At 73.1% G+C, this 22,134-nt stretch carries 16 protein-coding genes; 4 read left to right on the forward strand and 12 right to left on the reverse strand.

Annotated elements, in window-relative coordinates; all coding sequences use genetic code 11:
• Window positions 1-41: 41 nt before the first annotated feature.
• Window positions 42-1,070 (reverse strand): aspartate-semialdehyde dehydrogenase, encoded by a 1,029-nt coding sequence (locus ACFCX4_RS19190; protein WP_376143890.1) that lies wholly within the window; start codon window positions 1,068-1,070, stop codon window positions 42-44.
• A 97-nt stretch (window positions 1,071-1,167) separates the two neighbouring features.
• Window positions 1,168-2,058 carry a dihydrodipicolinate synthase family protein gene (locus tag ACFCX4_RS19195; RefSeq protein WP_376143892.1) on the reverse strand — a complete coding sequence of 297 codons (891 nt, stop codon included), beginning with the start codon at window positions 2,056-2,058 and terminating at the stop codon, window positions 1,168-1,170.
• 72 nt (window positions 2,059-2,130) lie between these two features.
• Between ACFCX4_RS19195 and ACFCX4_RS19200 the strand changes: the two genes are divergently transcribed.
• Window positions 2,131-3,018 carry a LysR family transcriptional regulator gene (locus ACFCX4_RS19200; RefSeq protein WP_376143894.1) on the forward strand — a complete coding sequence of 296 codons (888 nt, stop codon included), beginning with the start codon at window positions 2,131-2,133 and terminating at the stop codon, window positions 3,016-3,018.
• Window positions 3,019-3,106: 88 nt separating this feature from the next.
• On the opposite strand, the gene dnaE is transcribed toward ACFCX4_RS19200, so the two are convergent.
• The gene (gene dnaE / locus ACFCX4_RS19205) at window positions 3,107-6,649 is read right to left on the reverse strand and encodes a DNA polymerase III subunit alpha (protein WP_376143896.1); all 3,543 of its coding nucleotides are present in this window, start codon (window positions 6,647-6,649) and stop codon (window positions 3,107-3,109) included.
• Window positions 6,650-6,838: 189 nt separating this feature from the next.
• Between dnaE and ACFCX4_RS19210 the strand changes: the two genes are divergently transcribed.
• A complete protein-coding gene (locus tag ACFCX4_RS19210) occupies window positions 6,839-8,167 on the forward strand; it encodes a DUF2252 domain-containing protein (RefSeq protein WP_376143898.1) in 1,329 nt (442 codons plus the stop codon).
• A 28-nt stretch (window positions 8,168-8,195) separates the two neighbouring features.
• Here the strand turns inward: ACFCX4_RS19210 and ACFCX4_RS19215 are convergent, their stop codons facing one another.
• From ACFCX4_RS19215 to ACFCX4_RS19225, 3 genes are read right to left on the reverse strand one after another with little or no spacing between them, the layout of a single operon-like run.
• Window positions 8,196-8,876 carry a hypothetical protein gene (locus ACFCX4_RS19215; protein WP_376143900.1) on the reverse strand — a complete coding sequence of 227 codons (681 nt, stop codon included), beginning with the start codon at window positions 8,874-8,876 and terminating at the stop codon, window positions 8,196-8,198.
• A 57-nt stretch (window positions 8,877-8,933) separates the two neighbouring features.
• Window positions 8,934-9,215 (reverse strand): hypothetical protein, encoded by a 282-nt coding sequence (locus ACFCX4_RS19220; protein ID WP_376143902.1) that lies wholly within the window; start codon window positions 9,213-9,215, stop codon window positions 8,934-8,936.
• 5 nt (window positions 9,216-9,220) lie between these two features.
• Entirely contained in the window at window positions 9,221-9,802 is a 582-nt protein-coding gene (locus tag ACFCX4_RS19225) for a dienelactone hydrolase family protein (RefSeq protein WP_376143904.1), read from the reverse strand.
• Between the two features lie 188 nt (window positions 9,803-9,990).
• On the opposite strand from ACFCX4_RS19225, the gene ACFCX4_RS19230 reads away from it, so the two are divergent.
• Window positions 9,991-11,625 carry an alkaline phosphatase D family protein gene (locus ACFCX4_RS19230; protein WP_376143916.1) on the forward strand — a complete coding sequence of 545 codons (1,635 nt, stop codon included), beginning with the start codon at window positions 9,991-9,993 and terminating at the stop codon, window positions 11,623-11,625.
• A gap of 99 nt (window positions 11,626-11,724) precedes the next feature.
• On the opposite strand, the gene ACFCX4_RS19235 is transcribed toward ACFCX4_RS19230, so the two are convergent.
• From ACFCX4_RS19235 to ACFCX4_RS19260, 6 genes are all read right to left on the reverse strand, one after another.
• Window positions 11,725-12,594, reverse strand: a complete 870-nt coding sequence (locus ACFCX4_RS19235; protein ID WP_376143918.1) for an ABC transporter permease — start codon at window positions 12,592-12,594, stop codon at window positions 11,725-11,727.
• A gap of 29 nt (window positions 12,595-12,623) precedes the next feature.
• The gene (locus tag ACFCX4_RS19240; protein WP_376143906.1) at window positions 12,624-15,482 is read right to left on the reverse strand and encodes an alpha/beta fold hydrolase; all 2,859 of its coding nucleotides are present in this window, start codon (window positions 15,480-15,482) and stop codon (window positions 12,624-12,626) included.
• A 76-nt stretch (window positions 15,483-15,558) separates the two neighbouring features.
• Entirely contained in the window at window positions 15,559-16,020 is a 462-nt protein-coding gene (locus ACFCX4_RS19245; protein ID WP_376143908.1) for a GNAT family N-acetyltransferase, read from the reverse strand.
• Between the two features lie 11 nt (window positions 16,021-16,031).
• On the reverse strand, window positions 16,032-16,970 hold the full coding sequence (locus tag ACFCX4_RS19250) for an RluA family pseudouridine synthase (RefSeq protein ID WP_376143910.1): 939 nt from the start codon (window positions 16,968-16,970) through the stop codon (window positions 16,032-16,034).
• A gap of 70 nt (window positions 16,971-17,040) precedes the next feature.
• Complete coding sequence (gene lspA / locus ACFCX4_RS19255; protein ID WP_376143920.1) at window positions 17,041-17,775, reverse strand: signal peptidase II; 735 nt, start codon at window positions 17,773-17,775, stop codon at window positions 17,041-17,043.
• A gap of 132 nt (window positions 17,776-17,907) precedes the next feature.
• On the reverse strand, window positions 17,908-18,426 hold the full coding sequence (locus ACFCX4_RS19260) for a TraR/DksA family transcriptional regulator (RefSeq protein ID WP_376143912.1): 519 nt from the start codon (window positions 18,424-18,426) through the stop codon (window positions 17,908-17,910).
• Window positions 18,427-19,003: 577 nt separating this feature from the next.
• On the opposite strand from ACFCX4_RS19260, the gene ileS reads away from it, so the two are divergent.
• Window positions 19,004-22,132, forward strand: coding sequence for an isoleucine--tRNA ligase (gene ileS / locus ACFCX4_RS19265; RefSeq protein WP_376143914.1), 3,129 nt, complete (start codon window positions 19,004-19,006; stop codon window positions 22,130-22,132).
• Window positions 22,133-22,134: the final 2 nt, after the last annotated feature.

Here is a 22,134-nt window from a genome sequence, read left to right on the forward strand (position 1 = left end):
GTCCGTTCCCGGACGGGGGGCCTCGTACCGAACCCGGCTGCTCAGCCCGCGAGCTCGGCGGCGACCAGCTCGGCCAGCTGGACGGCGTTGAGCGCGGCGCCCTTGCGCAGGTTGTCGTTGGAAACGAACAGCGAGAGGCCGTTCTCCACCGTCTCGTCGGCGCGGACCCGGCCGACGTAGCTCGGGTCCCGGCCGGCGGCCTGGAGCGGGGTGGGGATCTCGCTGAGCTCGACGCCGGGGGCGCCGGCCAGCAGCTCGACCGCGCGCTCGGGGCTGATCGGGCGCTCGAAGCGGGCGTTGATCTGGAGCGAGTGGCCGGAGAAGACCGGGACGCGCACGCAGGTGCCGGCCACCTTCAGCCCGGGGATGCCGAGGATCTTGCGGCTCTCGTGGCGGAGCTTCTGCTCCTCGTCGGTCTCGTTGGAGCCGTCCTCGACGATCGCACCGGCCAGCGGGACGACGTTGAAGGCGATCGGGCGCCGGTAGACCTTGGGCTCGGGGAACTCGACCGCCGAGCCGTCGTGGGCGAGCGCGGCGGCGCCGTCGACGACCTTGGCCGCCTGGTCCCGGAGCTCGGCCACCCCGGCCACGCCGCTGCCGGAGACGGCCTGGTAGGTGGAGACGACGAGGGCGGCGAGACCGGCCTCCTCGTGCAGCGGGCGCAGCACGGGCATGGCGGCCATCGTGGTGCAGTTCGGGTTGGCGATGATGCCCTTGGGGCGGTCGGCGATCGCCTCCGGGTTGACCTCGGAGACCACCAGCGGGACCTCGGGGTCGCGGCGCCAGGCGGAGGAGTTGTCGATGACGACGGCGCCGGCGGCGGCGGCCTTGGGGGCGAGCGCCTTGGAGGTGGAGCCGCCGGCCGAGAAGATCACCACGTCGAGACCGGTGTAGTCGGCCGTGGCCGCGTCCTCGACGGTGATCTCGGTGCCCTGCCAGGGCAGCGTGCGTCCGGCCGAACGGGCCGAGGCGAACAGCCGCAGCTGCTCGACCGGAACGTTGCGCTCGGCCAGGATCTCGCGGACCACTCCGCCGACCTGACCGGTGGCCCCGACAATGCCGATCTTCATCCGACTAACTCCTCTTGATCGTGCTGTTCACAGCCGCACTCCGCCCATCATGCCTTGTCACGCGCGCCGGACGGCCCGGTATTCCATCCAGTGGTCGTCAGTGGTCCAGACCATTGACGAGTTCCAGCGCCCGCTCGACCTCCGCCGGGCCGGCCGGCAGCAGCGGCAGCCGGACGTCCGGCGTCGGGATCCGTCCCTGGGCGTGCAGCACGCCCTTGATCACCGTCGGGTTGGGCGCCGCGAAGGCCGCCACCGCGAGCGCGGTCAGCCGGTTGCCCAGCGCCCGGGCCCGTACGGCGTCGCCGTCCCGCCAGGCCGCGGCCAGCTCGACGAAACGCCCGGTCGCCAGGTGCGCGGAGGCCAGGATGCCACCGGCCGCGCCCAGCGCCAGCAGCGGCGCCAGCACCGCGTCGTCGCCGCCCAGCACCGAGAACCCCCCGGGCGCCGCCGCCAGCAGCTCGACCGCCGCCTGGTCCACCCCGCCGGTCGCGTACTTGACGCCCACCAGCCCCGGCACGGCCGCCAGCTCCAGCAGCGCGGCACCCGAGAGCGCCTGCCCGGTCCGGTAGGGGATGTGGTAGACGACCAGCGGCACCGAGCTGGCCTCCGCCAGCGCCCGGAAGTGCGCGACGGTCCCGGCCTCGCCCGGCCGCACGAAGGCCGGCACGGTGACCAGCGCACCCGCCACCCCCGGCACCCGCCCGGCCAGCGCGGCCAGTTCGGCGGCGGACGCGGCCGTCCCCGGCCCGCCCGCGCCGACCAGCAGCGGCACCCCGCGCGCGGCGCAGACCGCCGAGCACACCTCGACGACGGCCTGCCGCTCGTCCGCGGTCAGCGCGGCCGGCTCGCCGGTGGTGCCGAGCGCGACCAGACCGGCCGCCCCGTCGTCCAGCACCGAGCCGGCCAGCTTCTCCAGCGCGTCCAGCGCCACCGAGCCGTCGGCCGCGAAGGGGGTGACCAGCGGGACGAAAATGCCCTTGAGTTCCATGCCCCCGATCCTGCGGCCCACCGATCCCCCAGGTCCAGTTCACGTTTCCGAAGCTTCTCGTAAGCTGGGCCGATGCTCGACGTCCGACGCCTGCGCCTGCTGCGCGAACTCGCCCACCTCGGCACCATCGCCGCCGTCGCCGAGGCCCTCAGCTTCAGCCCCTCGGCGGTCTCCCAGCAGCTGTCCGTGCTGGAGAAGGAGGCCGGTGTCCCGCTCCTCGAACGCACCGGCCGGCGGGTCGCCCTCACTCCGGCCGGACACAACCTGGTGCGGCACGCCGAGGCCGTGCTGGAACGGCTGGAACAGGCGGGCGCGGAGCTCGCCCACGCCCGCGAGGGACTGGCCGGCCCGCTGCGGATCGGCACCTACCCCTCGGCCGCCCGCGCGATCATCCCCGCCGTCCTCGCCGAGCTGGCCGGCTGGCACCCGGGCCTGGAACCGATGGTCACCGAGGTCGACCCGGCCGAGGTCGCGGCGGCCCTGCGCGCGGGCGAGCTGGACGTCGCCCTGGTGCACGAGTACGACCTGGTCCCGGCCGACCCGGAACCCGGGCTGGCGATGACCCTGCCGATCTTCACCGAGCCGATGTACCTGGCCGCCCGGGTCCCCGGCGCCGTCGCCGACCAGCGCGCCGAGCCCTGGATCCTCGCCCCGCCGGGCACCCTGTGCCACAGCATGGCCGTCCGCGCCTGCGAGAGCGCCGGCTTCGCCCCCCGGATCCGCCACCAGATCGACGACTTCGCCACCGTGCTCGCCCTGGTCGCGGCCGGCCAGGGCGTCGCGCTGGTCCCCCACCTCGGCATCGACCGGCCGCCGCCGGGGGTCGTCCTCACCCGGCTGCCGATGTACCGCCGCACCCGGACGGCCTTCCGCGCCGGGGCCGGCGCCCACCCCGCGATCTCGGCCTTCGTCTCCGCCCTGCACACCGCCGTCCCGGCCCCGCTGCGCAACTCCGCGTGAGCCGGGCGCGCCCGCCCGGAGCCGGTGCCGCCCGGGCCCGGGCGGGCGCGCCCCGGGAGCCCGGCCGGGGCGCCGCCGGCCGCCCGGGTCAGGGCGCGTTGGCCGCCAGGCAGCTCGGCCCGAGCAGTTGCTTGAGGTCGCCGAACAGCGCCGGGTCCGACTTCACCCGGTGCCGGTCCAGCCGCAGCAGCGTCGTCCGGTGCTCCTCCTCCAGCCGGACCCGGACCTCCGTCGTCCCCCGGTGGCTGCTCAGCACCTCGCCGAGCCGCGCCACCAGCGGCGGCGTCACCTTGCCGTCCGGGATGATGATGACGATCGGCGGCTCGGCCTGCGCGTTCGACAGGTCGGGGGCGTTCAGCTCCATTCCCATCAGCCGCGGCACGTCCTCCCGCTTGTCCACCTTGCCGCGGACGAACACCACCGCGTCCTCGACCAGTTGCGAGGACACCAGCTGGTAGCTGGCGGGGAAGAACATGCAGTCGATCGAGCCCGCGAGGTCCTCGACCGTCGCGATCGCCCAGGCGTTGCCCTGCTTGGTCATCTTCCGCTGGAGGCCCGAGATGATGCCGCCGATGGTGACGATCGACCCGTCCGGCCGCTCCGCGAGGTCCGCCACCGCGCAGTCCGCCTTCTCCGCGAGCACGTGCTCGATGCCGTGCAGCGGGTGCGAGGAGACGTAGAGGCCGAGCATCTCCCGCTCCTGGGTGAGCAGGAAGGACTTCTCCCACTCCTCCTCGGAGAAGACCACGTCCAGGCCGAAGGTCGGCTCGTCGCTCGTCGCGTCGCCGCCGAAGAGGTCGAACTGTCCCTCGGCCTCCTTGCGCTTGATCCCCACGACGTTGTCGATCATCGGCTCGAACTGCCCGGTCAGGCCCTTGCGGGTGTGCCCGAGCGAGTCGAAGGAGCCCGCCTTGATCAGCGACTCGACGGTCCGCTTGTTGCAGACCACCGACTCCACCTTCTCCAGGAAGTCCGGGAACGAGGAGAACTTCCCCTTGGTCCTCCGGGTCCGGATCATCGACTCGACGACCGGCCCGCCGACGTTGCGGATCGCGGTCAGGCCGAACCGGACGGTGGTGTCCCCGTGCGGGGTGAAGTCCGCGTCCGACTCGTTGACGTCCGGCGGCAGGACGTTGATGCCCATCTTCCGGCACTCGTTGAGGTAGACGGCCGACTTGTCCTTGTCGTCCTTGACCGAGGTCAGCAGGCCGGACATGTACTCGGCCGGGTAGTTGGCCTTGAGGTACGCCGTCCAGTAGGAGACCAGTCCGTAGCCCGCCGTGTGCGCCTTGTTGAACGCGTAGCCGGAGAAGGGGACGAGCACGTCCCAGACCGCCTGGATCGCCGCGTCCGAGTAGCCGCGCTCCCGGCAGCCCTTCTGGAACGGGACGAACTCGGCCTCCAGGATCTCCTTCTTCTTCTTGCCCATCGCGCGGCGCAGCAGGTCGGCCTGGCCGAGCGAGTAGCCGGCCAGGATCTGCGCGGCCTTCTGCACCTGCTCCTGGTAGACGATCAGGCCGTAGGTCGGCCGGAGCACCTCCTCCAGGGGCTTCTCCAGCTCCGGGTGGATCGGCGTGATCTCCTGCTGCCCGTTCTTGCGCAGCGCGTAGTTGGTGTGCGAGTTGACGCCCATCGGGCCCGGCCGGTAGAGCGCCAGGACGGCGGAGATGTCCTCGAAGTTGTCGGGCTTCATCAGCCGCAGCAGCGAGCGCATGGGACCGCCGTCGAGCTGGAAGACGCCGAGCGTGTCACCGCGCGCCAGCAGTTCGTAGGCCGGCTTGTCGTCCAGCGGCAGGTCGAGCAGGTTGATCCTGACGCCCTTGTTCCTCTCGATCGCCTTGACGGCGTCGTCCATGATCGTCAGGTTGCGCAGGCCGAGGAAGTCCATCTTGAGAAGGCCGAGGCCCTCGCAGGTGGGGTAGTCGAACTGGGTGATCGTGACGCCGTCGGTGTGCCGGGTCCAGACCGGGATGTGGTCGGTCAGCGGCTCGGCGGACATGATGACGCCGGCCGCGTGCACGCCGGGCTGGCGGATCAGACCCTCGATGCCGCGCGCGGTGTCGATCACCTTCCGCACGTCCGGGTCGTTCTCGTACAGCCCGCGGATCTCGCCGGCCTCGCCGTAGCGCGGGTGGCTGCTGTCGGTGATGCCGGACAGCGGGATGCCCTTGCCCATGACGTCCGGCGGCATCGCCTTGGTGATCCGGTCACCCATCGCGTACGGGTAGCCGAGGACCCGCGAGGAGTCCTTGATGGCGGCCTTCGCCTTGATGGTGCCGTACGTGACGATCATGGCGACCTTGTCGGCGCCCCACTTCTCCGTCACGTACCGGATCACGTCGCCGCGCCGGCGCTCGTCGAAGTCGATGTCGACGTCGGGCATGGAGACGCGCTCGGGGTTGAGGAAGCGCTCGAAGATCAGGCCGTGCGGGATCGGGTCGAGGTCGGTGATGCCCATCGCGTACGCGACCAGCGAGCCGGCCGCCGAACCGCGGCCGGGGCCCACCGCGATGCCCTGGTCCTTGGCCCACATGATGAAGTCGGCGACCACGAGGAAGTACGCCGGGAACCCCATCTGGACGATGGTGTCCATCTCGTACTCGGCGAGCTTCCGGTGCTCGTCGTCGTAGCCTCCGGGGAAGCGCCGGTCCATGCCCTGCCACACCTGGGACCTGAAGAAGTCCGCCTCGGAGTCGAAGCCCTCCGGGATCGGGAAGCGCGGCATGAGGTTGCGGAACTCGAACATGCCCTCGGTGTCGACCCGGGACGCCACCAGCAGCTGGCTGTTGCGGCAGCCCTCCTGCCAGGCCTCCGACTGGTCGAGGGCGTACATCTCGGCGGCCGACTTGATGTAGTAGCCGGTGCCGTCGAACCGGAAGCGGTCCGGGTCGGAGAGGTTCTTGCCGGTCTGCACGCAGAGCAGCAGGTCGTGGGCGCCGGCGTCGGCCTCGGTGGTGTAGTGCGAGTCGTTGGTGACCACCGGCGGGATGTTCAGCCTGCGGCCGATCTCGACCAGGCCGTCGCGGACCCGCTTCTCGATGTCCAGACCGTGGTCCATCAGCTCCAGGAAGTAGTTCTCCCTGCCGAAGATCTCCTGGTACTCGCCGGCCGACCGCAGCGCCTCGTCGAACTGGCCCAGGCGCAGCCGGGTCTGCAGCTCGCCGGAGGGGCAGCCGGTGGTGGCCATCAGGCCGCCGGACAGCTCGGAGATCAGCTCCTTGTCCATCCGGGGCCACTTGACCAGCCAGCCCTCGGAGTAGGAGCGCGAGGTCAGCTTGAAGAGGTTGTGCAGACCCTCCTTGTTCCGGGCCCAGATGGTCTTGTGGGTGTACGCGCCGGACGCGGAGACGTCGTCCTTCTTCTGGTGCGGCTGGCCCCACAGGACGCGCTTGGTGTTCGACCGGGACTCGGGGGCGACGTACGCCTCGATGCCGATCACCGGGGTGATGCCGGCGGCGGTGGCCTGCTTGTGGAACTCGGCCGCGCCGTACATGTTGCCGTGGTCGGTCATCGCCACGTGCGTCTGGCCCAGGCGCTCGACCTCCTTGAACATCTGCTTCAGCCGGGCGGCGCCGTCCAGCATCGAGTACTCGGTGTGGACGTGCAGGTGCGCGAACGGCTGGTCGCTCAAGGCGGGGCCTCCGTGGGCTCGGTGCTGGCGGGTGGGGCCGGCGAACGCGCCGGTCACAGCGGGTGCCCGGAAACAGGTGCGGTCCGGGCCGATTACCGGGCCCGGACCGTCACTCACGCGTTCACGTTCCTACTCTAGCCTTCAGCCACTCGCCCCTCCGCACTCACTCACCGCAAGGGAACCGGCACCATGTCTCACCAGCCGCTCGCCGCCACCGACCGCGCGGAAACCGTCCTCGGCGTCTTCGACACGGCGTTCGGCGACCTGCTCGCCCGGGACCCGGCGGCCTTCCGGGTCAAGTTCCGCAAGATGGCCGCCTCCGCGTTCGCCTTCTACCGGGGCACCGCCGCCCTCTACTACGCGGACGTCACCGGCGAGGCGTTCTCCTCCTACGGCGGGGCCTTCCTCGACGAGCGAACCAGTCGGGTGTGGATCCACGGCGACCTCCACGCGGAGAACTTCGGCACCTACCTCAACGCCGAGGGCCGGCTCGTCTTCAACGTCAACGACTTCGACGAGGCCTACGTCGGCGCCTTCACCTGGGACGTCCAGCGCCTCGCCGCCTCCCTCGCGCTGATCGGCTACGCCAAGGCGCTCTCCGACGCCACGATCACCGAGCTCGTCACCTCCTTCGCCGACGCCTACCGCGCCCGGATCTCGTCCCACCTCACCACCGGCGACGCCGTCCCGTACACCCTGGACACCGCCGGCGGCCCGGTCCTGGACACCCTCCGGCAGGCCCGCCTGCGGACCCGGGTCTCGCTGCTCGACGGCGACACCGTGATCGACGGCTACGACCGCCGCTTCCGCCTCGCGGGCGGCGCCTTCGAGCTGGACGAGGCCACCAGGGCCGAGGTCCTCGCCGCCTTCGAGGAGTACCTGACCACCCTGCCGCCCACCTCCCTGGTGCGCCCGGCGGCCCTGCGGGTCAAGGACGTGGTCGGCCGCCGCGGCATCGGCATCGGCTCCGCCGGGCTCCCCTCCTACAACGTGCTCCTGGAGGGCCACACCGACGCCCTGGAGAACGACGTGATCATCTACATGAAGCAGGGCCAGACCCCGGCCGTCTCCCGCCACGTCACCGACCCCGCCATCGCCGGCTACTTCGAGCACGAGGGCCACCGCACGGTCATCTCCCAGCGCGCCCTCCAGGCCCACAGCGACCCCTGGCTCGGCCACACCACCCTCCACGGCCGCGGCCAGCTGGTCGCCGAGGTGTCCCCGTACGCGACCGACCTCGACTGGCGCGACCTCAACGAGCTGCCCGACCTGCTGACGGTCACCGAGTACCTGGGCCGCGCCACGGCGACCATGCACGCCGCCGCCGACGAGTCGTCCAGCGGCCACACCCTGGTCCCGTTCTCCACCGAGCACGCCATCCACGAGGCCATCGGCCGCGACGAGGCAGGCTTCACCGCGATGCTCGTCGACTTCGCCCACACCTACGGCGCCCGGGCCCGCGCCGACCACCAGCTCTTCGTCGACCTCTACCGCAACAACCGCATCCCGGGCCTCTAGGGCGTCTCTTGTGGATCACTGCCGGGCCCTAGCCCACCCGGGTCAGGGCCGCCAGCCGATCCGCGGCGGCGGCCCTGACCCGCTCCCCCTCCAGCCCGTCGTCCCTGAGGTACGCCAGCCTCGCCCGCACCCCGGCCCCGTCCGGAGCCCGCTCCACCGCCAGCAGCCGGGCGTCCTCCTCGCAGTCCCAGAGGCACTCCGCGTAGATCCCGTCCAGCCCGGCCGGGTCGATGGCCGCCAGCGCCTCCAGGTACCCCACCCGCTCGTACGAGTGCGGCGTCCACAGCCAGAACCGCCGCAGCAGCGACACCGCGCCCCGGGCCCCGCTCCCGAACCCCGCCAGGGCCCGCGCCGTGCGCACCGGCCCGCACCACCGCCGCTCCACCCACTCCCGCTCCAGCCGCCCCACCAGCGCCTCGACGTCCCCCTCGGGCGCCCCGGCCTCCTCGTGCCGCCGTCCCCCGGCCTCCGCCGCCTCCGCCGGCACCTCCGGGTCCCGCAGCCCGGCGTCCCGCACCAGCCGCGCCAGGTACACCGCCCGCTGGTCGGCCGCGTCCCACCGCCAGTCCCACCGGACGCACGCCCCGACCACCTCCGCGGTCCCCCGCGGATCCTCGGCGACCATCCGGGCCCCCAGCCCGCGCCCCCGCTGCACCATCCCGATCAACGATCCCGCCGGCGCGTACCGCCCGTCACTCATCCTCGTCACGCCCCCATCCTCCCCCGCCCCGGGGCCGGCCCCGGGGCGGTCTCCCGCAGGGGGCGCTCAGCCCGGGTACGGGACCCAGCCGCGGACGGCGGTGTCGTAGCGGGCGGCGGTCCCGGGCCGGATCCCGGCGAGCGGGATCCACTCGTCCCCGGGGTCGTGGTCGTCGTACGGCCCCGGCGCCCACATCAGCAGGACCCGGTCCCCGGCGACCTCCACGATCCAGCCGAGGAACTCCCGCCCGTCGGGAAGGGTGAACCCCACCTTGGCCACGGCCTCCTCGCAGCGCACGAGGTAGTCGTGCAGCGCCGCCCGCCCCTCCGGGGTCCCACCGGTGTCCACCGGCCCTATCCGTCCAGCTCGGTCAGGAAGTCCAGGGCGACCGCCCAGGTCCGCTCCGCCGCCTCGGCGTCGTGGTCGGCGAGGTCCGGGTCGGTGAAGAGGTGCCCGGCACCGCGGTAGCGGTGGATCTCGACGTCCGCGCCGATCCTGCGCATGTTGAGGTACCAGGCGTTCAGCCAGTCCTCCGGCTCGAACGGGTCCGGCTCGGCGACGTGCAGCTGGACGGGGATCGAGGTGGCCGCGTCCTCGCGGATGTCCGAGGTGCCGTGCAGGAGGAGCAGGCCGAGCGCGTTCTCGTCGGCGAGGGCGAGGTTCTGGGCGAGCGAGCCGCCGAGCGAGAACCCGGCGTAGACGAGCGCGGTGCCGGTCGCGAGCAGCGGCGCGGCCACGCCGACGGCGCGGCGGAGCAGTTCCTCGCTGCCCAGCTCCTCCTTGTACGCCATGCCCTCCTCGACGTCGTCGAAGGTCCGCCCGTCGTAGAGGTCGGGGGTGTGCACGGTGTGCCCGGCGGCGCGCAGCCGGTCGGCGGCGGCACGGACGGCGGGACGCAGGCCGTAGGCGGAGTGCAGGAGCAGGATCTGGGCCACGGGAGGAACTTCCTTGCAGCGGACGGGAACACCCCATCATCGCCCATGACCGCCAGGTGGCCGCGTCCACCCGCCGGGGTGGCGGGACGCCACACCCCGGTGAATCACCGACGAACAGTCAGTTCGGCATCTGGAAGCCGTCATTACCCACGGGTAGCCTGTCCGCCGTGACCGACCTCGGCAATGACATGACCTCCGCCCGCCCGCACCGCCGCCAGGTGCTCAGGGCCACCGCCGTCGTGGCGGGCGCCGCCGCCCTCCCGCTGACCCTCGGCGCCGCGGCCCGCGCCGCCGACGCCCCGCAGTTCCTGCACGGTGTCGCCTCCGGTGACCCGCTGCCGGACGGCATCCTGCTCTGGACCCGTGTCACCCCGGCCCCCGGTGCCGTCCCCGGCTCCGGCCTCGGCGCCGACACCGGGGTCCGCTGGGAGCTCGCGACCGACAAGGGCTTCACCCGGATCGCGGCGAGCGGCACCGTGACCACCTCCGCCGCCACCGACCACACCGTCAAGGCCGACGTCCGCGGCCTCGCCCCGGACACCGCCTACTGGTACCGGTTCACCGCCGGCGCCGTCACCTCCCCCGTGGGCCGCACCCGCACCACCCCGGCCGCCGACGCCGCGCTCGACCGGCTCCGCTTCGGCGTGGCCTCCTGCGCCAACTGGGAGGCCGGCTACTTCTCCGCCTACCGCCACCTCGCGGCCCGCGGCGACCTCGACGCCTTCCTCTTCCTCGGCGACTACATCTACGAGTACCGGACCGGCGAGTTCTGCGCCCGCGGCTCCGTGGTCCGCCCGCACGCCCCGGCCCACGAGATCCTCACCCTCGCCGACTACCGCACCCGGCACGGCCGCTACAAGACGGACGAGGACCTCCAGGCGCTGCACGCCCGGGTCCCGGCCATCGCGATCTGGGACGACCACGAGTTCGCCAACGACGCCTGGTCCGGCGGCGCCGAGAACCACACCCCGGGCACCGAGGGCGACTGGGCGGCCCGGGTCTCCGCCGCCAAGCAGGCCTACTTCGAGTGGATGCCGGTCCGCCCGTCCGTCGCCGGCACCACCTACCGCCGGCTGCGCTACGGCAGGCTCGCCGACCTGCACCTGCTGGACCAGCGCTCGTTCCGCTCCCAGCAGGTCAAGGTCGGCAACGGCGAGGTCGACTCGGCCGACCGCACCCTCACCGGCCGCGCCCAGTTGGACTGGCTGAAGAGCGGCCTGTCCGCCTCCGACACCACCTGGCGCCTGATCGGCAACGAGGTGATGATCTCCCCGCTCGCCCTCCTCTCGCTGCCGGACTACCTGCTGCGCCCGCTCGCCAAGCTGCTCGGCCTGCCGGGCGAGGGCCTGGCGCTCAACACCGACCAGTGGGACGGCTACACCCACGACCGCCGCGAGCTGCTCGGCCACCTCCGGGCGAACGGCATCACCAACACCGTCTTCCTCACCGGCGACATCCACTCGGCCTGGGCCTCGGACGTCCCGAACGAGGCCGCGACCTACCCGCTGTCGGGCAGCGCCGCCACCGAGTTCGTGGTCACCTCGGTCACCTCGGACAACATCGACGACTTCCTCAAGGTCGCCCCGCAGACCCTCTCGCTGGTCGCCGCCGCCGCCGTCAAGGCCGCCAACCCGCACATCAAGTGGGTGGACCTGGACTCGCACGGCTACGGCGTCCTGGAGGTCACCCCGGCCCAGACCCAGATGGACTACTACGTCCTCTCCGACCGGACCCGCAAGGACGCGACCAGCACCTGGACGCGCTCCTACCGCACCAGGTCCGGCACCCAGCGGATCGAGCGGGCCGACTCCCCCGTCGGGTGACCGCACCCGCTCCCGCGGCAGGCCACCACCGCACCCGGCCCCGTCCTCCGGCCGCCCCCGGAGGACGGGGCCCCTGCCGTCCGGCCGCCCCCCGGACCGCTACGAGACCACGTCCTTGCGGACGAACCCCCGGTAGGAGAGCGCCAGCAGCACCACCGCGTACGACAGCGACAGCGAGACCCCCTGCACCATGCCGCCCCACTCCAGCCGCGGCTGCAGGGCGTCCGCCCACGCGTACTGCCAGTGCGCCGGCAGCCAGGCCCGCAGGTCGCCGAGCGCCGTGATGGCGTCCAGCACCCCGGTGATGATCGAGGCGAACACCGCCCCGCCGACGGCACCCAGCGGTGCGTCCGTGGCGGTGGAGAGCCAGAACGCCGCCGCGGCGATCACGATCTCGCTCAGGAACACGTACGCCACCGCGACCGCCAGCCGGGGCAGCGCCTCCCCGGCGCCCAGGCTCGCCCCGGCGGGCAGTTCGAGGTCCCCCCAGCCGTACGCGAGGGTCCCGACCAGCAGTCCGACCAGTGGCAGCAGGGTCACCGCCGCCGCCGAGAAGAGCAGTCCCACCAGGAACTTGCGCACCAGCAGCCGCGCCCGCGGCACCGGCGCGGCCAGCAGGTACCGCAGCGAGGACCAGCTCGCCTCCGAGGCCACCGTGTCGCCGCAGAACAGCGCGACCGGGATCACCAGCATGAAGCCGGTGCCCATGAAGAGCATGGTCGTCGCGAAGTTCGGTCCGGACGCGGTGGCCAGCTCGATGAACGTGGTCCGGTCGGTCCGCCCCGGGGTGCCGGCCACCGCGAACGCGGCCAGCACCAGCAGCGGCATCGCGGCCAGCACCCCGCCGATCACCAGGGTGCGGCGGCGCCGCAGCTGGCGGACCACCTCCACCCGGAACGGCAGCGTCCGCCCGGCCCGGTACCCGGACGCGTGGTCCGGCGACACCACGGGCGGCACCTCCGCCGGCACCTCCGGCGGCACCTCGGCAATTCCGGCGCTCACGCCGCACCTCCGATCAGCGACAGGAACGCGTCCTCCAGCCGGCGCTGCGGCCCGGCCGACTCCACCGGCACGCCGAGCCGCACCAGCTCGGCGAGCAGCTGACTGCCCGCCATGCCGTCCAGCCGGACCAGCAGCCCGCCCTCCACGGCCTCGGCCGACCCGACCCCGGCCAGCGCGGCCACCTTGTCGGCGGCCGCCGCCAGGTCCGCCGCCCCGAACGAGGCGTCGGTGCCGACCATCAGCTGCGTGCCCGCGCCGACGATCTCCGCGACCGCGCCGGTGGTGACCAGCCGGCCCCGGTCCATGACCACCAGGTCGGTGCAGCTCTGCTCGACCTCCGCCAGCAGGTGGCTGGAGACGATCACGGTCCGCCCGGCCGCCGCGTACCGGATCATCACCTCGCGCATCTCACGGATCTGCGGCGGGTCCAGCCCGTTGGTCGGCTCGTCGAGGATCAGCAGGTCCGGCATGCCGAGCATGGCCTGGGCGATCGCCAGCCGCTGGCGCATGCCCTGCGAGTACGTGCGCACCGCCCGGTCCAGCGCCTCGCCGAGCCCGGCGATGGCCAGCGCCTCGTCGAGGTGCGCGTCCGCCTCCGGGCGGCCGGTGGCCCGCCAGTACAGCCGCAGGTTGGCCCGCCCGGTGAGGTGCGGCAGGAAGCCCGCACCCTCCACGAACGCGCCGACCCGGGAGAGCACCGGCGTCCCGGGCCGCACCAGGTGGCCGAAGATCCGGATCTCGCCGGCGTCCGGCCGGATCAGGCCCATCAGCATCCGCAGCGTGGTGGTCTTGCCCGCGCCGTTGGGCCCGAGCAGCCCGAGCACCTGGCCCCGCTCCACCCGGAAGCCCAGGTCGCGGACGGCGTACCGGTCGGCGGCGCCCTTGTAGCGCTTGCTCAGGCCGGTGATCTGCAGCGGGACACCGGCGAGCGCCGGGTCGTAGGCCGGGCCGTGCGCCCGGCGCGCGGCCCGGGCCGCGCGCAGCCCCGGCACCAGGACCAGGAGGGCGGCCAGCGCGAGCGCGACCAGTGGCAGCACCCAGGTCCGGGCCGGCAGCGGCGCCGACTCGGTGACCAGCCCGTCCACGGTCGGCACGGTCACCGGCCCGGTGACGGCCGCCCGGTAGACGGCGGGCTCGGCGGGCGAGGCGTACGCCAGGTCGGTCGAGGCGAGCACCAGCCGCAGCCGGTGCCCGGCGTCGAAGGTGTGGTCGACGGTGGGCAGCGCCACCGTGACGTCCCGCCCCCCGGGCGCGTCCGCCCCGGTCACCCGCAGCGGTGCGGACAGCTGCTGCGGCAGGCTCTGCCTGCCGTCCGGGGCGACGTCGTACAGCTTGGCGAAGAGCACCGCGTCCGGCCGGTCGGCCCGCACCCGGACCGGCACCGTCGGCTGCCCGGTCAGGTGCAGCGAGGAGTCCAGCGGCGCCGACTCGAAGGCGGCGAACTGTCCGGGGAAGTCCAGCGCCGGCCCGGCGCCCAGCGAGGAGGCCTGGCTGAACAGCCCGCCCAGTCCGGGCACCGCGGAGATGTTGGACGGCGCACCGCCGGCCGGGTTGGCGAAGGCCTGCTCGGCCTCACCGCTGGGGGCCTTCAGCTCGACCTGCCGGGAGCCGGTCCCGCCGAGCCCCGGGTACGCGTCCGCGGTCGCCCCGCGCAGCACCGCCTGGAAGCCCGTCGAGTCGACGCCGCCGGTGCGGGTCACCCGGAACGCCGCGCCGGCGCCCGCCGCCGCGGCCTTCGCGCCGCCCTCCGTCGCGCCGTCGTTCTTCAGGCCGTCGTTCTTCAGAAAGTGGTCGAACCAGCCCGTCATCCGGGCGTCCACCCGGTCGCTGGTGTCGGTCGCGCCGTCGTGCCCGCCGGCGAACCAGTCGACCGCGACCGGGGCGCCGTTGGCGGCCACCGCCCGGGCGATCGCGTCACCCTGGTCGAGCGGGAACAGCGAGTCCTGCTGGCCCTGGATCACCAGCGTCGGCGCCTTCAGCCGCGCAGCCACCGAGGAGGGGCTGGAGCGGTCGAGCAGCGCGACGGCCTCCGGATCGGCGTGCCCGGCGGTCGCCACCCGGTCGTACATCCGGCACAGCTCGTCCAGGAACCGCCCGCAGCCGACCTGTCCGCCGCCCTGCTCCGGTGCCAGGGCCGGCCGCGCCGCGCCGCCGGACGGCCCGAGCTCGCCCACCGAGCCGGTGGTGAAGAAGATGCCGGACCAGAGCTTCTTGAACACGCCGTCGACCGCGCCCGAGCCGCGCACCCCCTGCGGGAACAGCGCGTCGGCCAGGTTCCACCAGGTGATCGCGCTGACCACCGCGTCGATCCGGCTGTCGTACGCCGAGCCGAGCAGCGCCACCGCACCGCCGTACGAGGCGCCGGTGATGCCCACCCGGGGGTCGCCGGGCCCGTCCAGCCGCACCTCGGGGCGCTGCGCGAGCCAGTCGACCAGGTGCCGGACGTCCTCGACCTCGCGCTCCGGGGCGTTGAGCCCGATCTTCCCGCCCGAGCGCCCGAAGCCGCGCGCCGACCAGGTCAGCACCGCGTACCCCTGCCGGGCCAGCTCCTGGGCGCGCTCGCGCTCGCCCTCCTTGGAGCCGCCGAAGCCGTGCCCCAGCAGGACGGCCGGGCGCGGGCCGTCACCGGTGGTGAAGAAGGAGGTGTCCAGCTGGACGACCTGCGTGCTGCCGGGCGTCTCGGGCATCGCGAGGAACCGGTCCTCCTGCCGGACGGGCCGGTCGCCGTCGGCCGCGACGGCCACCGCCGTCCCGACGCCGGCCACGGCCACCAGGGCCACCGCCCCGGCCACCAGTCTCCGTCCGGCGGCCGTCCCACGGCCTCGCCACCGGCGCCACGCCCCACCGAGCTCCATGGGCGTGATCGTAGCCGCCCGCGGAGTAGGCGTCCGATAAAAGCACCGGCGCCCACGAACCTCAGGGGCCCCTGTTCTACAGCACCCGGGTCATCGTCCGGTGCGGAATCCCGGCGTCGTCGTACACCGGTCCCTCCGCCGCGTACCCGAGGCGCTCGTAGAACCCGAGCGCCTGCACCTGCGCGTGCAGTTCCACCTCGCGCGCCCCGCGCGCCGCGCCGGCGGCCTCGACCGCCCGCACCAGCTCCGCGCCGAGACCGGTTCCCCGGGCCTCCTTCAGCACCGCGAGCCGGCCGAGCAGCACCCGGCCGCCGATCCCGCCGGTGACCTCCAGCGCCCGCTCCCCGAAGATCAGCCGTGCCGTGCCGAGCGCCTCGCCTCCCGGCCCGACCGCGAGCAGGTGCTCGGAGGTGGCGTCCAGCTCGTCGTACTCCAGCTCCTCGGGCACGTGCTGCTCGACCACGAACACCTCGTGCCGGACGGCGCGGGCCAGCGCCAGGTCCGCCTCGCCGTCCGCGACCCGGATCGTCACGCCCATCCCCGCACTCCTCAGCTCTCCGACGCGATGATGTCCAGCGCCTTGCGCAGGTCCGCGGGGTACTCGCTGGCGAACTGCACCCACTCGCCGTCCGCCGGGTGCTCGAAGCCCAGCGACACCGCGTGCAGCCACTGCCGGGTCAGGCCCAGCCGCTTGGCGAGCGTCGGGTCGGCCCCGTAGGTGAGGTCGCCGACGCAGGGGTGGCGCAGCGCGGACATGTGGACGCGGATCTGGTGGGTGCGGCCGGTCTCCAGCTTGATGTCCAGCAGCGAGGCCGCCCGGTACGCCTCGACGAGGTCGTAGTGGGTGACGGACGGCTTGCCCTCGCGGGTGACGGCCCACTTCCAGTCGGCGCCGGGGTGGCGCCCGATCGGCGCGTCGACGGTGCCGCTGAGCGGGTCCGGGTGGCCCTGGACCAGCGTGTGGTACTTCTTCTCGGTGATCCGGTCGTGGAACTGCCGCTTGAGGTCGGTGTAGGCGCGCTCCGACTTGGCCACCACCATCAGCCCGGAGGTGCCGACGTCGAGCCGGTGCACGACGCCCTGGCGCTCGGCGGCGCCCGAGGTGGAGATCCGGTAACCGGCCGCGGCCAGCCCGCCGATCACGGTGGGGCCGGTCCAGCCGGGGCTCGGGTGCGCGGCGACGCCGACCGGCTTGTCGACGAGCACGATGTCCTCGTCGTCGTGGACGATGCGCATGCCCTCGACGGGCTCCGCGACGATCCGCACCGGCGCGGCGGGCGCCGGGATCTCGACCTCCAGCCAGGAGCCGGCGGTGACCCGGTCCGACTTGCCGGCGACGGCGCCGTCGAGCGTCACCTTGCCGTCGGCGGCCAGCTCCGCGGCCTTGGTCCGGGAGAAGCCGAACATCCGGGCGAGGGCGGCGTCGAGGCGCTCGCCCTCCAGGCCGTCGGGAACGGGAAGGCTGCGGATCTGCGCTGCGGTACTCACCCGTACGAGTATGCCGGACGCGCGGCGCGCCGCCGTCCGCTCCCGCCCGGGGCCGTTCCGCCCGGCGGGCCTACTCGGCCTTCTCCGCCGCCTTCTCGTCCTTGTCGGCCTGCTGGTGCATGGTGCCGTCCGGGTTGCTGCCCCGGAAGGAGAGCAGGACGACCAGGATGCCGCCGCAGACGATCGCCGAGTCGGCGAGGTTGAAGACCGCGAAGTGCTGGACCGAGATGAAGTCCACCACGTGCCCGCGGAAGACGCCGGGCGAGCGGAACAGCCGGTCGGTGAGGTTGCCGAGCGCGCCGCCGAGCAGCAGGCCGAGCGCGATCGCCCAGGGCAGGCTGTACAGCCGGCGGGCGATCCGCCAGATCACCACGATGACCGCCGAGGCGATCATGGTGAAGACGACGGTCAGTGCCTGGCCCATGCCGAACGCGGCGCCGGAGTTGCGGATCACCTGGAAGGTCACCACGTCGCCGATCACCTTGATCGCGGCGTGGTTCTCCAGCCGGGCCACGACCAGCAGCTTGCTGCCGAAGTCGATCAGGAAGGCCAGCAGGGCGACGACCATCAGCACGCCGACCCGCCGGGGCCCCTTCGGCTCCTCGGCCGCGGCGGCCTCCCCGGCCGGTCCGGCGCCCCCGGCGGGGGTGGCGTCCCCGGCCGGCTCCTCCGCCGGCACGGGGGCCGCCGTGCGCTCCTCGTCCCCGGTCCGGGCGTCGCCCTCGGCCGGGGTCTTCGCCACGACATCGGCGGGCTTCGGGACGGACTCGTCCCGGGTCTGGGGGGAACCTTGCGTACTGATGATCCGCTCCGCTGCCGTGACGTGGTGGGCCGATGACCGGTGGGAACCCGATCTCGACGGATCGGGCGACGTTACGGGGTCGAGCCTACGGCAAGCCCGGCCCCCCGCGTCGCCCCGGCCGGTCACCCCGAGTGGTCAGCGACGCTCCTGCTTCGCCTTGCACTGGACGCACAGCGTCGCCCTCGGGAAGGCCTGCAGCCGGGCCTTGCCGATCGGCTGTCCGCAGGACTCGCAGACGCCGAATCCGACACCCTCCAGCCGGGCCAGCGCGTGCTCGGTCTGGGCCAGGCTGTCACGGGCGTTGTTGGCCAGCGCCAGCTCGCTCTCCCGCGAGATGTTCTTGGTGCCGGCGTCCACCTGGTCGTCGCCGGCCCCGTCGTTGGAGTCGCGCATCAGGCCGGTGATCGCGGCCTCGGCCGCGTCGATCTCCTGCTGGAGCCGCTCCAGCTCGCCGATCAGTTCGGCGTGCAGCTCGTGGACCTCCCCGGAGGTCCACGGGTCCTCGCCGGGACGGACCGGCAGTTCGGCCGGGTCGACCGACTCGGCGCCGCCGGCGGGCCGCCCGGCGGCCTGGGCCGGGGCCGGAGTACGGGTGCGGCCGGGGGCCACGAGGGCGGTTTCGGTGGTGTTCTTGCGCCGTGCGGTAGTGGTCACGGTCCCCTCCCCTGGATCGCCTGCCACGGCCTTGCGTGTCCGCTTGGTGGCGGTACCCGCGCCGGTTGCCTTCTCAGCCATGGCTTCGACCCCATCTACGAACGAATCGAGCCGCCGGTTCCCGGCGGCCTCCAGTGCCGGAACGATAATCCCGATCAAAAACGGTCACAACATGACATACCGGCGCCTCACAATGATCCCACCCAGGCAGACGTCACAGGCGCCACGCCCAGCACGCCGAACAGAGTTGTGCCCCACGCCCCGGCGCGCCGAAACCGACTTGCGACGGCCGATACACTGGGCCTGCAAGGCGCAGATGGGGACGAGTACCGCAGTACGCAGCCACCAGCGACCCGGGGACGGTGCGAGCCCGGGGGTGTGCACCGCGCGAAGATCACCCCGGAGCCGCCGGAAGAACGGCCGGCGGGATTTCCCGCCCCCGCTAGACCCGGCAGCAAGCCCAAACAAGAGGGCCGCAGTCACCACCGCGGCCAAGGAGGGTGGTACCGCGGGGCGGCTTGCCGTCTCGTCCCTCCGTCGGATCCCGTCCACGCATCCGCCGGAGGCAGTCGCCGCGATGAGCACCTACAACCCCGTTCCCGCCCAGGTCGACCTGCCGGCGCTCGAACACCGGATCCTGTCCTTCTGGCAGGACAGCAAGATCTTCCAGCGCAGCCTCGAACAGTCCGAGGGCCGCCCCGAGTGGGTCTTCTACGAGGGCCCGCCGACCGCCAACGGCATGCCCGGTGCCCATCACATCGAGGCCCGCGTCTTCAAGGACGTCTTCCCCCGCTACCGGACGATGAAGGGCTACCACGTCGCCCGCAAGGCCGGCTGGGACTGTCACGGCCTCCCGGTCGAGCTGGCCGTCGAGAAGGAGCTCGGCTTCTCCGGCAAGCAGGACATCGAGGCGTACGGCATCGCCGAGTTCAACGCCAGGTGCCGCGAGTCGGTGACCCGCCACACCGACGCCTTCGCCGAGCTCACCACCCGGATGGGCTACTGGGTCGACCTCGACCAGGCCTACCGCACCATGGACCCGTCCTACGTGCAGTCCGTCTGGTGGTCGCTCAAGCAGATCTTCGACAAGGGCCTGCTGGTCCAGGACCACCGGGTCGCCCCCTGGTGCCCGCGCTGCGGCACCGGCCTGTCGGACCACGAGCTGGCCCAGGGCTACGAGACCGTCGTCGACCCCTCGGTCTTCGTCCGCTTCCCGCTGACCGGCGGCCCGCTGGCCGGCCGGGCCGCCCTGCTGGTGTGGACCACCACCCCGTGGACCCTGGTCTCCAACACCGCCGCCGCCGTGCACCCCGAGGTCACCTACGTGGTGGCCACCGACGGCACCGAGCGGCTGGTCGTCGCCGAGCCGCTGCTGGCCAAGGCCCTCGGCGAGGGCTGGGAGCCGACCGGCGAGTCCTTCACCGGCGCCGAGATGGAGCGCTGGACCTACCGCCGCCCGTTCGACCTGGTCGAGATCGAGAACGCCCACTACGTCCTCAACGCCGACTACGTCACCACCGAGGACGGCACCGGCATCGTCCACCAGTCGCCGGCCTTCGGCGCCGACGACCTCGCCACCTGCCGCCGGTACGGCCTGCCGGTGGTGAACCCGGTGCTGGCCGACGGCACCTTCGCCCCCGAGGTCCCGCTGGTCGGCGGCCAGTTCTTCAAGAAGGCCGACGAGGTCCTGGTCAAGGACCTCCAGGCCCGCGACCTGCTCTTCCGCCACCTGCCGTACGAGCACAGCTACCCGCACTGCTGGCGCTGCCACACCGCGCTCCTCTACTACGCGCAGCCGTCCTGGTACATCCGCACCACCGCGGTCAAGGACGCCCTGATCCGGGAGAACGAGGCCACCAACTGGTTCCCTTCGAGCGTCAAGCACGGCCGCTTCGGGGACTGGCTGAACAACAACATCGACTGGGCGCTCAGCCGCAACCGCTACTGGGGCACCCCGCTGCCGATCTGGCGCTGCGAGGAGGGCCACCTCACCTGCGTCGGCTCACTGGCCGAGCTGTCCGGGCTCACCGGCACGGACCAGAGCGGGCTCGACCCGCACCGCCCGTACATCGACGAGGTCACCTTCGCCTGCCGCGACTGCGGCGGCACCTCGACCCGGGTCCCCGAGGTCATCGACGCCTGGTACGACTCGGGCTCGATGCCCTTCGCCCAGTACGGCTACCCGTACGAGAACAAGGAGCTGTTCGAGAAGCGCTACCCGGCGCAGTTCATCTCCGAGGCGATCGACCAGACCCGCGGCTGGTTCTACACCCTGATGGCCGTCGGCACCCTGGTCTTCGACCGGAACAGCTACGAGAACGTCGTCTGCCTGGGCCACATCCTCGCCGAGGACGGCCGCAAGATGTCCAAGCACCTGGGCAACATCCTGCAGCCGATCCCGCTGATGGACCAGCACGGCGCCGACGCCGTCCGCTGGTTCATGGCCGCCGGCGGCTCGCCCTGGTCGGCCCGCCGGGTCGGCCACGGCACCATCCAGGAGGTGGTCCGCAAGACCCTCCTCACCTACTGGAACACCGTCGCCTTCCAGGCCCTCTACGCCCGCACCTCCGGCTGGGCCCCGTCCGCGGGCGACCCGGCCCCGGCCGACCGTCCGCAGCTGGACCGCTGGGTGCTCTCCGAGCTGAACACCCTGGTCCGCGAGGTCGACGCGGCCTTCGAGGCGTACGACACCCAGCGCGCCGGCAAGCTGCTCTCCGGCTTCGTCGACGACCTCTCCAACTGGTACGTCCGCCGCGGGCGCCGCCGCTTCTGGCAGGGCGACGCCGCCGCGCTCGCCACCCTGCACGAGGCGCTGGAGACCGTCACCCGCCTGATGGCCCCGCTCACCCCGTTCATCACCGAGCAGGTCTGGCAGGACCTGGTCGTCCCGGTCGCCCCGGACGCCCCCGCCTCGGTCCACCTGGCCACCTGGCCGGTGGCGGACGAGTCGCTGGTCGACGCGGACCTCTCGCGCCACATGGCGCTGGTCCGCCGGCTGGTCGAGCTCGGCCGGGCCACCCGCGCCGAGTCCGGTGTGAAGACCCGTCAGCCGCTGTCCCGGGCGCTGGTCGCCGCCCAGGGCTGGGACGAGCTGCCCGCCGACCTGCGCGCGCAGATCGCCGAGGAGCTCAACGTCTCCGCCCTGGAGTCGCTGGCCGAGGTCGGCGGCTCGCTCGTCGACACCACCGCCAAGGCGAACTTCCGCGCGCTGGGCAAGCGCTTCGGCAAGGGCGTGCAGGACGTCGCCAAGGCGGTCGCCGCCGCGGACGCCGCCGTGCTCGCCGCCGAACTGCGCGCCGGGGGCACCACCTCCGTCGAGCTGAACGGCGAGACCGTCGCGCTCTCCCCCGACGAGGTGATCATCACCGAGACCCCGCGCGAGGGCTGGGCCGTCGCCAACGAGTCCGGTGCCACCGTCGTCCTCGACCTGACGATCACCCCCGAGCTGAAGCGGCTCGGCGTCGCCCGGGACGCGATCCGCCAGATCCAGGAGGCCCGCAAGAACTCCGGCCTGGACGTCGCCGACCGCATCGTCCTGCGCTGGCGGGCCACCAGCGACGAGACCGCCGAGGCCATCGCCGAACACGGCGCCCTGGTCGCCGAGGAGGTCCTCGCGACCGACTTCGCCGCCGGTGCCGCCGACTGGCAGTCCGAGACCTTCGCCGACGACTCCCTCGGCCTGGCCTTCCAGCTCCGCAAGGCCTGACC

This window comes from Kitasatospora sp. NPDC056327, from assembly GCF_042261735.1.
In the GTDB taxonomy this organism is placed as follows: domain Bacteria; phylum Actinomycetota; class Actinomycetes; order Streptomycetales; family Streptomycetaceae; genus Kitasatospora.

Excerpts from the sequence above, each read along its gene's own strand:
- ACFCX4_RS19200 (WP_376143894.1), top strand. The coding sequence starts at position 2,131 with ATGCTCGACGTCCGACGCCTGCGCCTGCTGCGCGAACTCGCCCACCTC.
- ACFCX4_RS19230 (WP_376143916.1), top strand. The coding sequence starts at position 9,991 with ATGACCTCCGCCCGCCCGCACCGCCGCCAGGTGCTCAGGGCCACCGCC.
- ACFCX4_RS19195 (WP_376143892.1), bottom strand. The coding sequence starts at position 2,058 with ATGGAACTCAAGGGCATTTTCGTCCCGCTGGTCACCCCCTTCGCGGCC.
- ACFCX4_RS19240 (WP_376143906.1), bottom strand. The coding sequence starts at position 15,482 with ATGGAGCTCGGTGGGGCGTGGCGCCGGTGGCGAGGCCGTGGGACGGCC.
- ileS (WP_376143914.1), top strand. The coding sequence starts at position 19,004 with ATGAGCACCTACAACCCCGTTCCCGCCCAGGTCGACCTGCCGGCGCTC.
- ACFCX4_RS19210 (WP_376143898.1), top strand. The coding sequence starts at position 6,839 with ATGTCTCACCAGCCGCTCGCCGCCACCGACCGCGCGGAAACCGTCCTC.
- ACFCX4_RS19190 (WP_376143890.1), bottom strand. The coding sequence starts at position 1,070 with ATGAAGATCGGCATTGTCGGGGCCACCGGTCAGGTCGGCGGAGTGGTC.
- ACFCX4_RS19245 (WP_376143908.1), bottom strand. The coding sequence starts at position 16,020 with ATGGGCGTGACGATCCGGGTCGCGGACGGCGAGGCGGACCTGGCGCTG.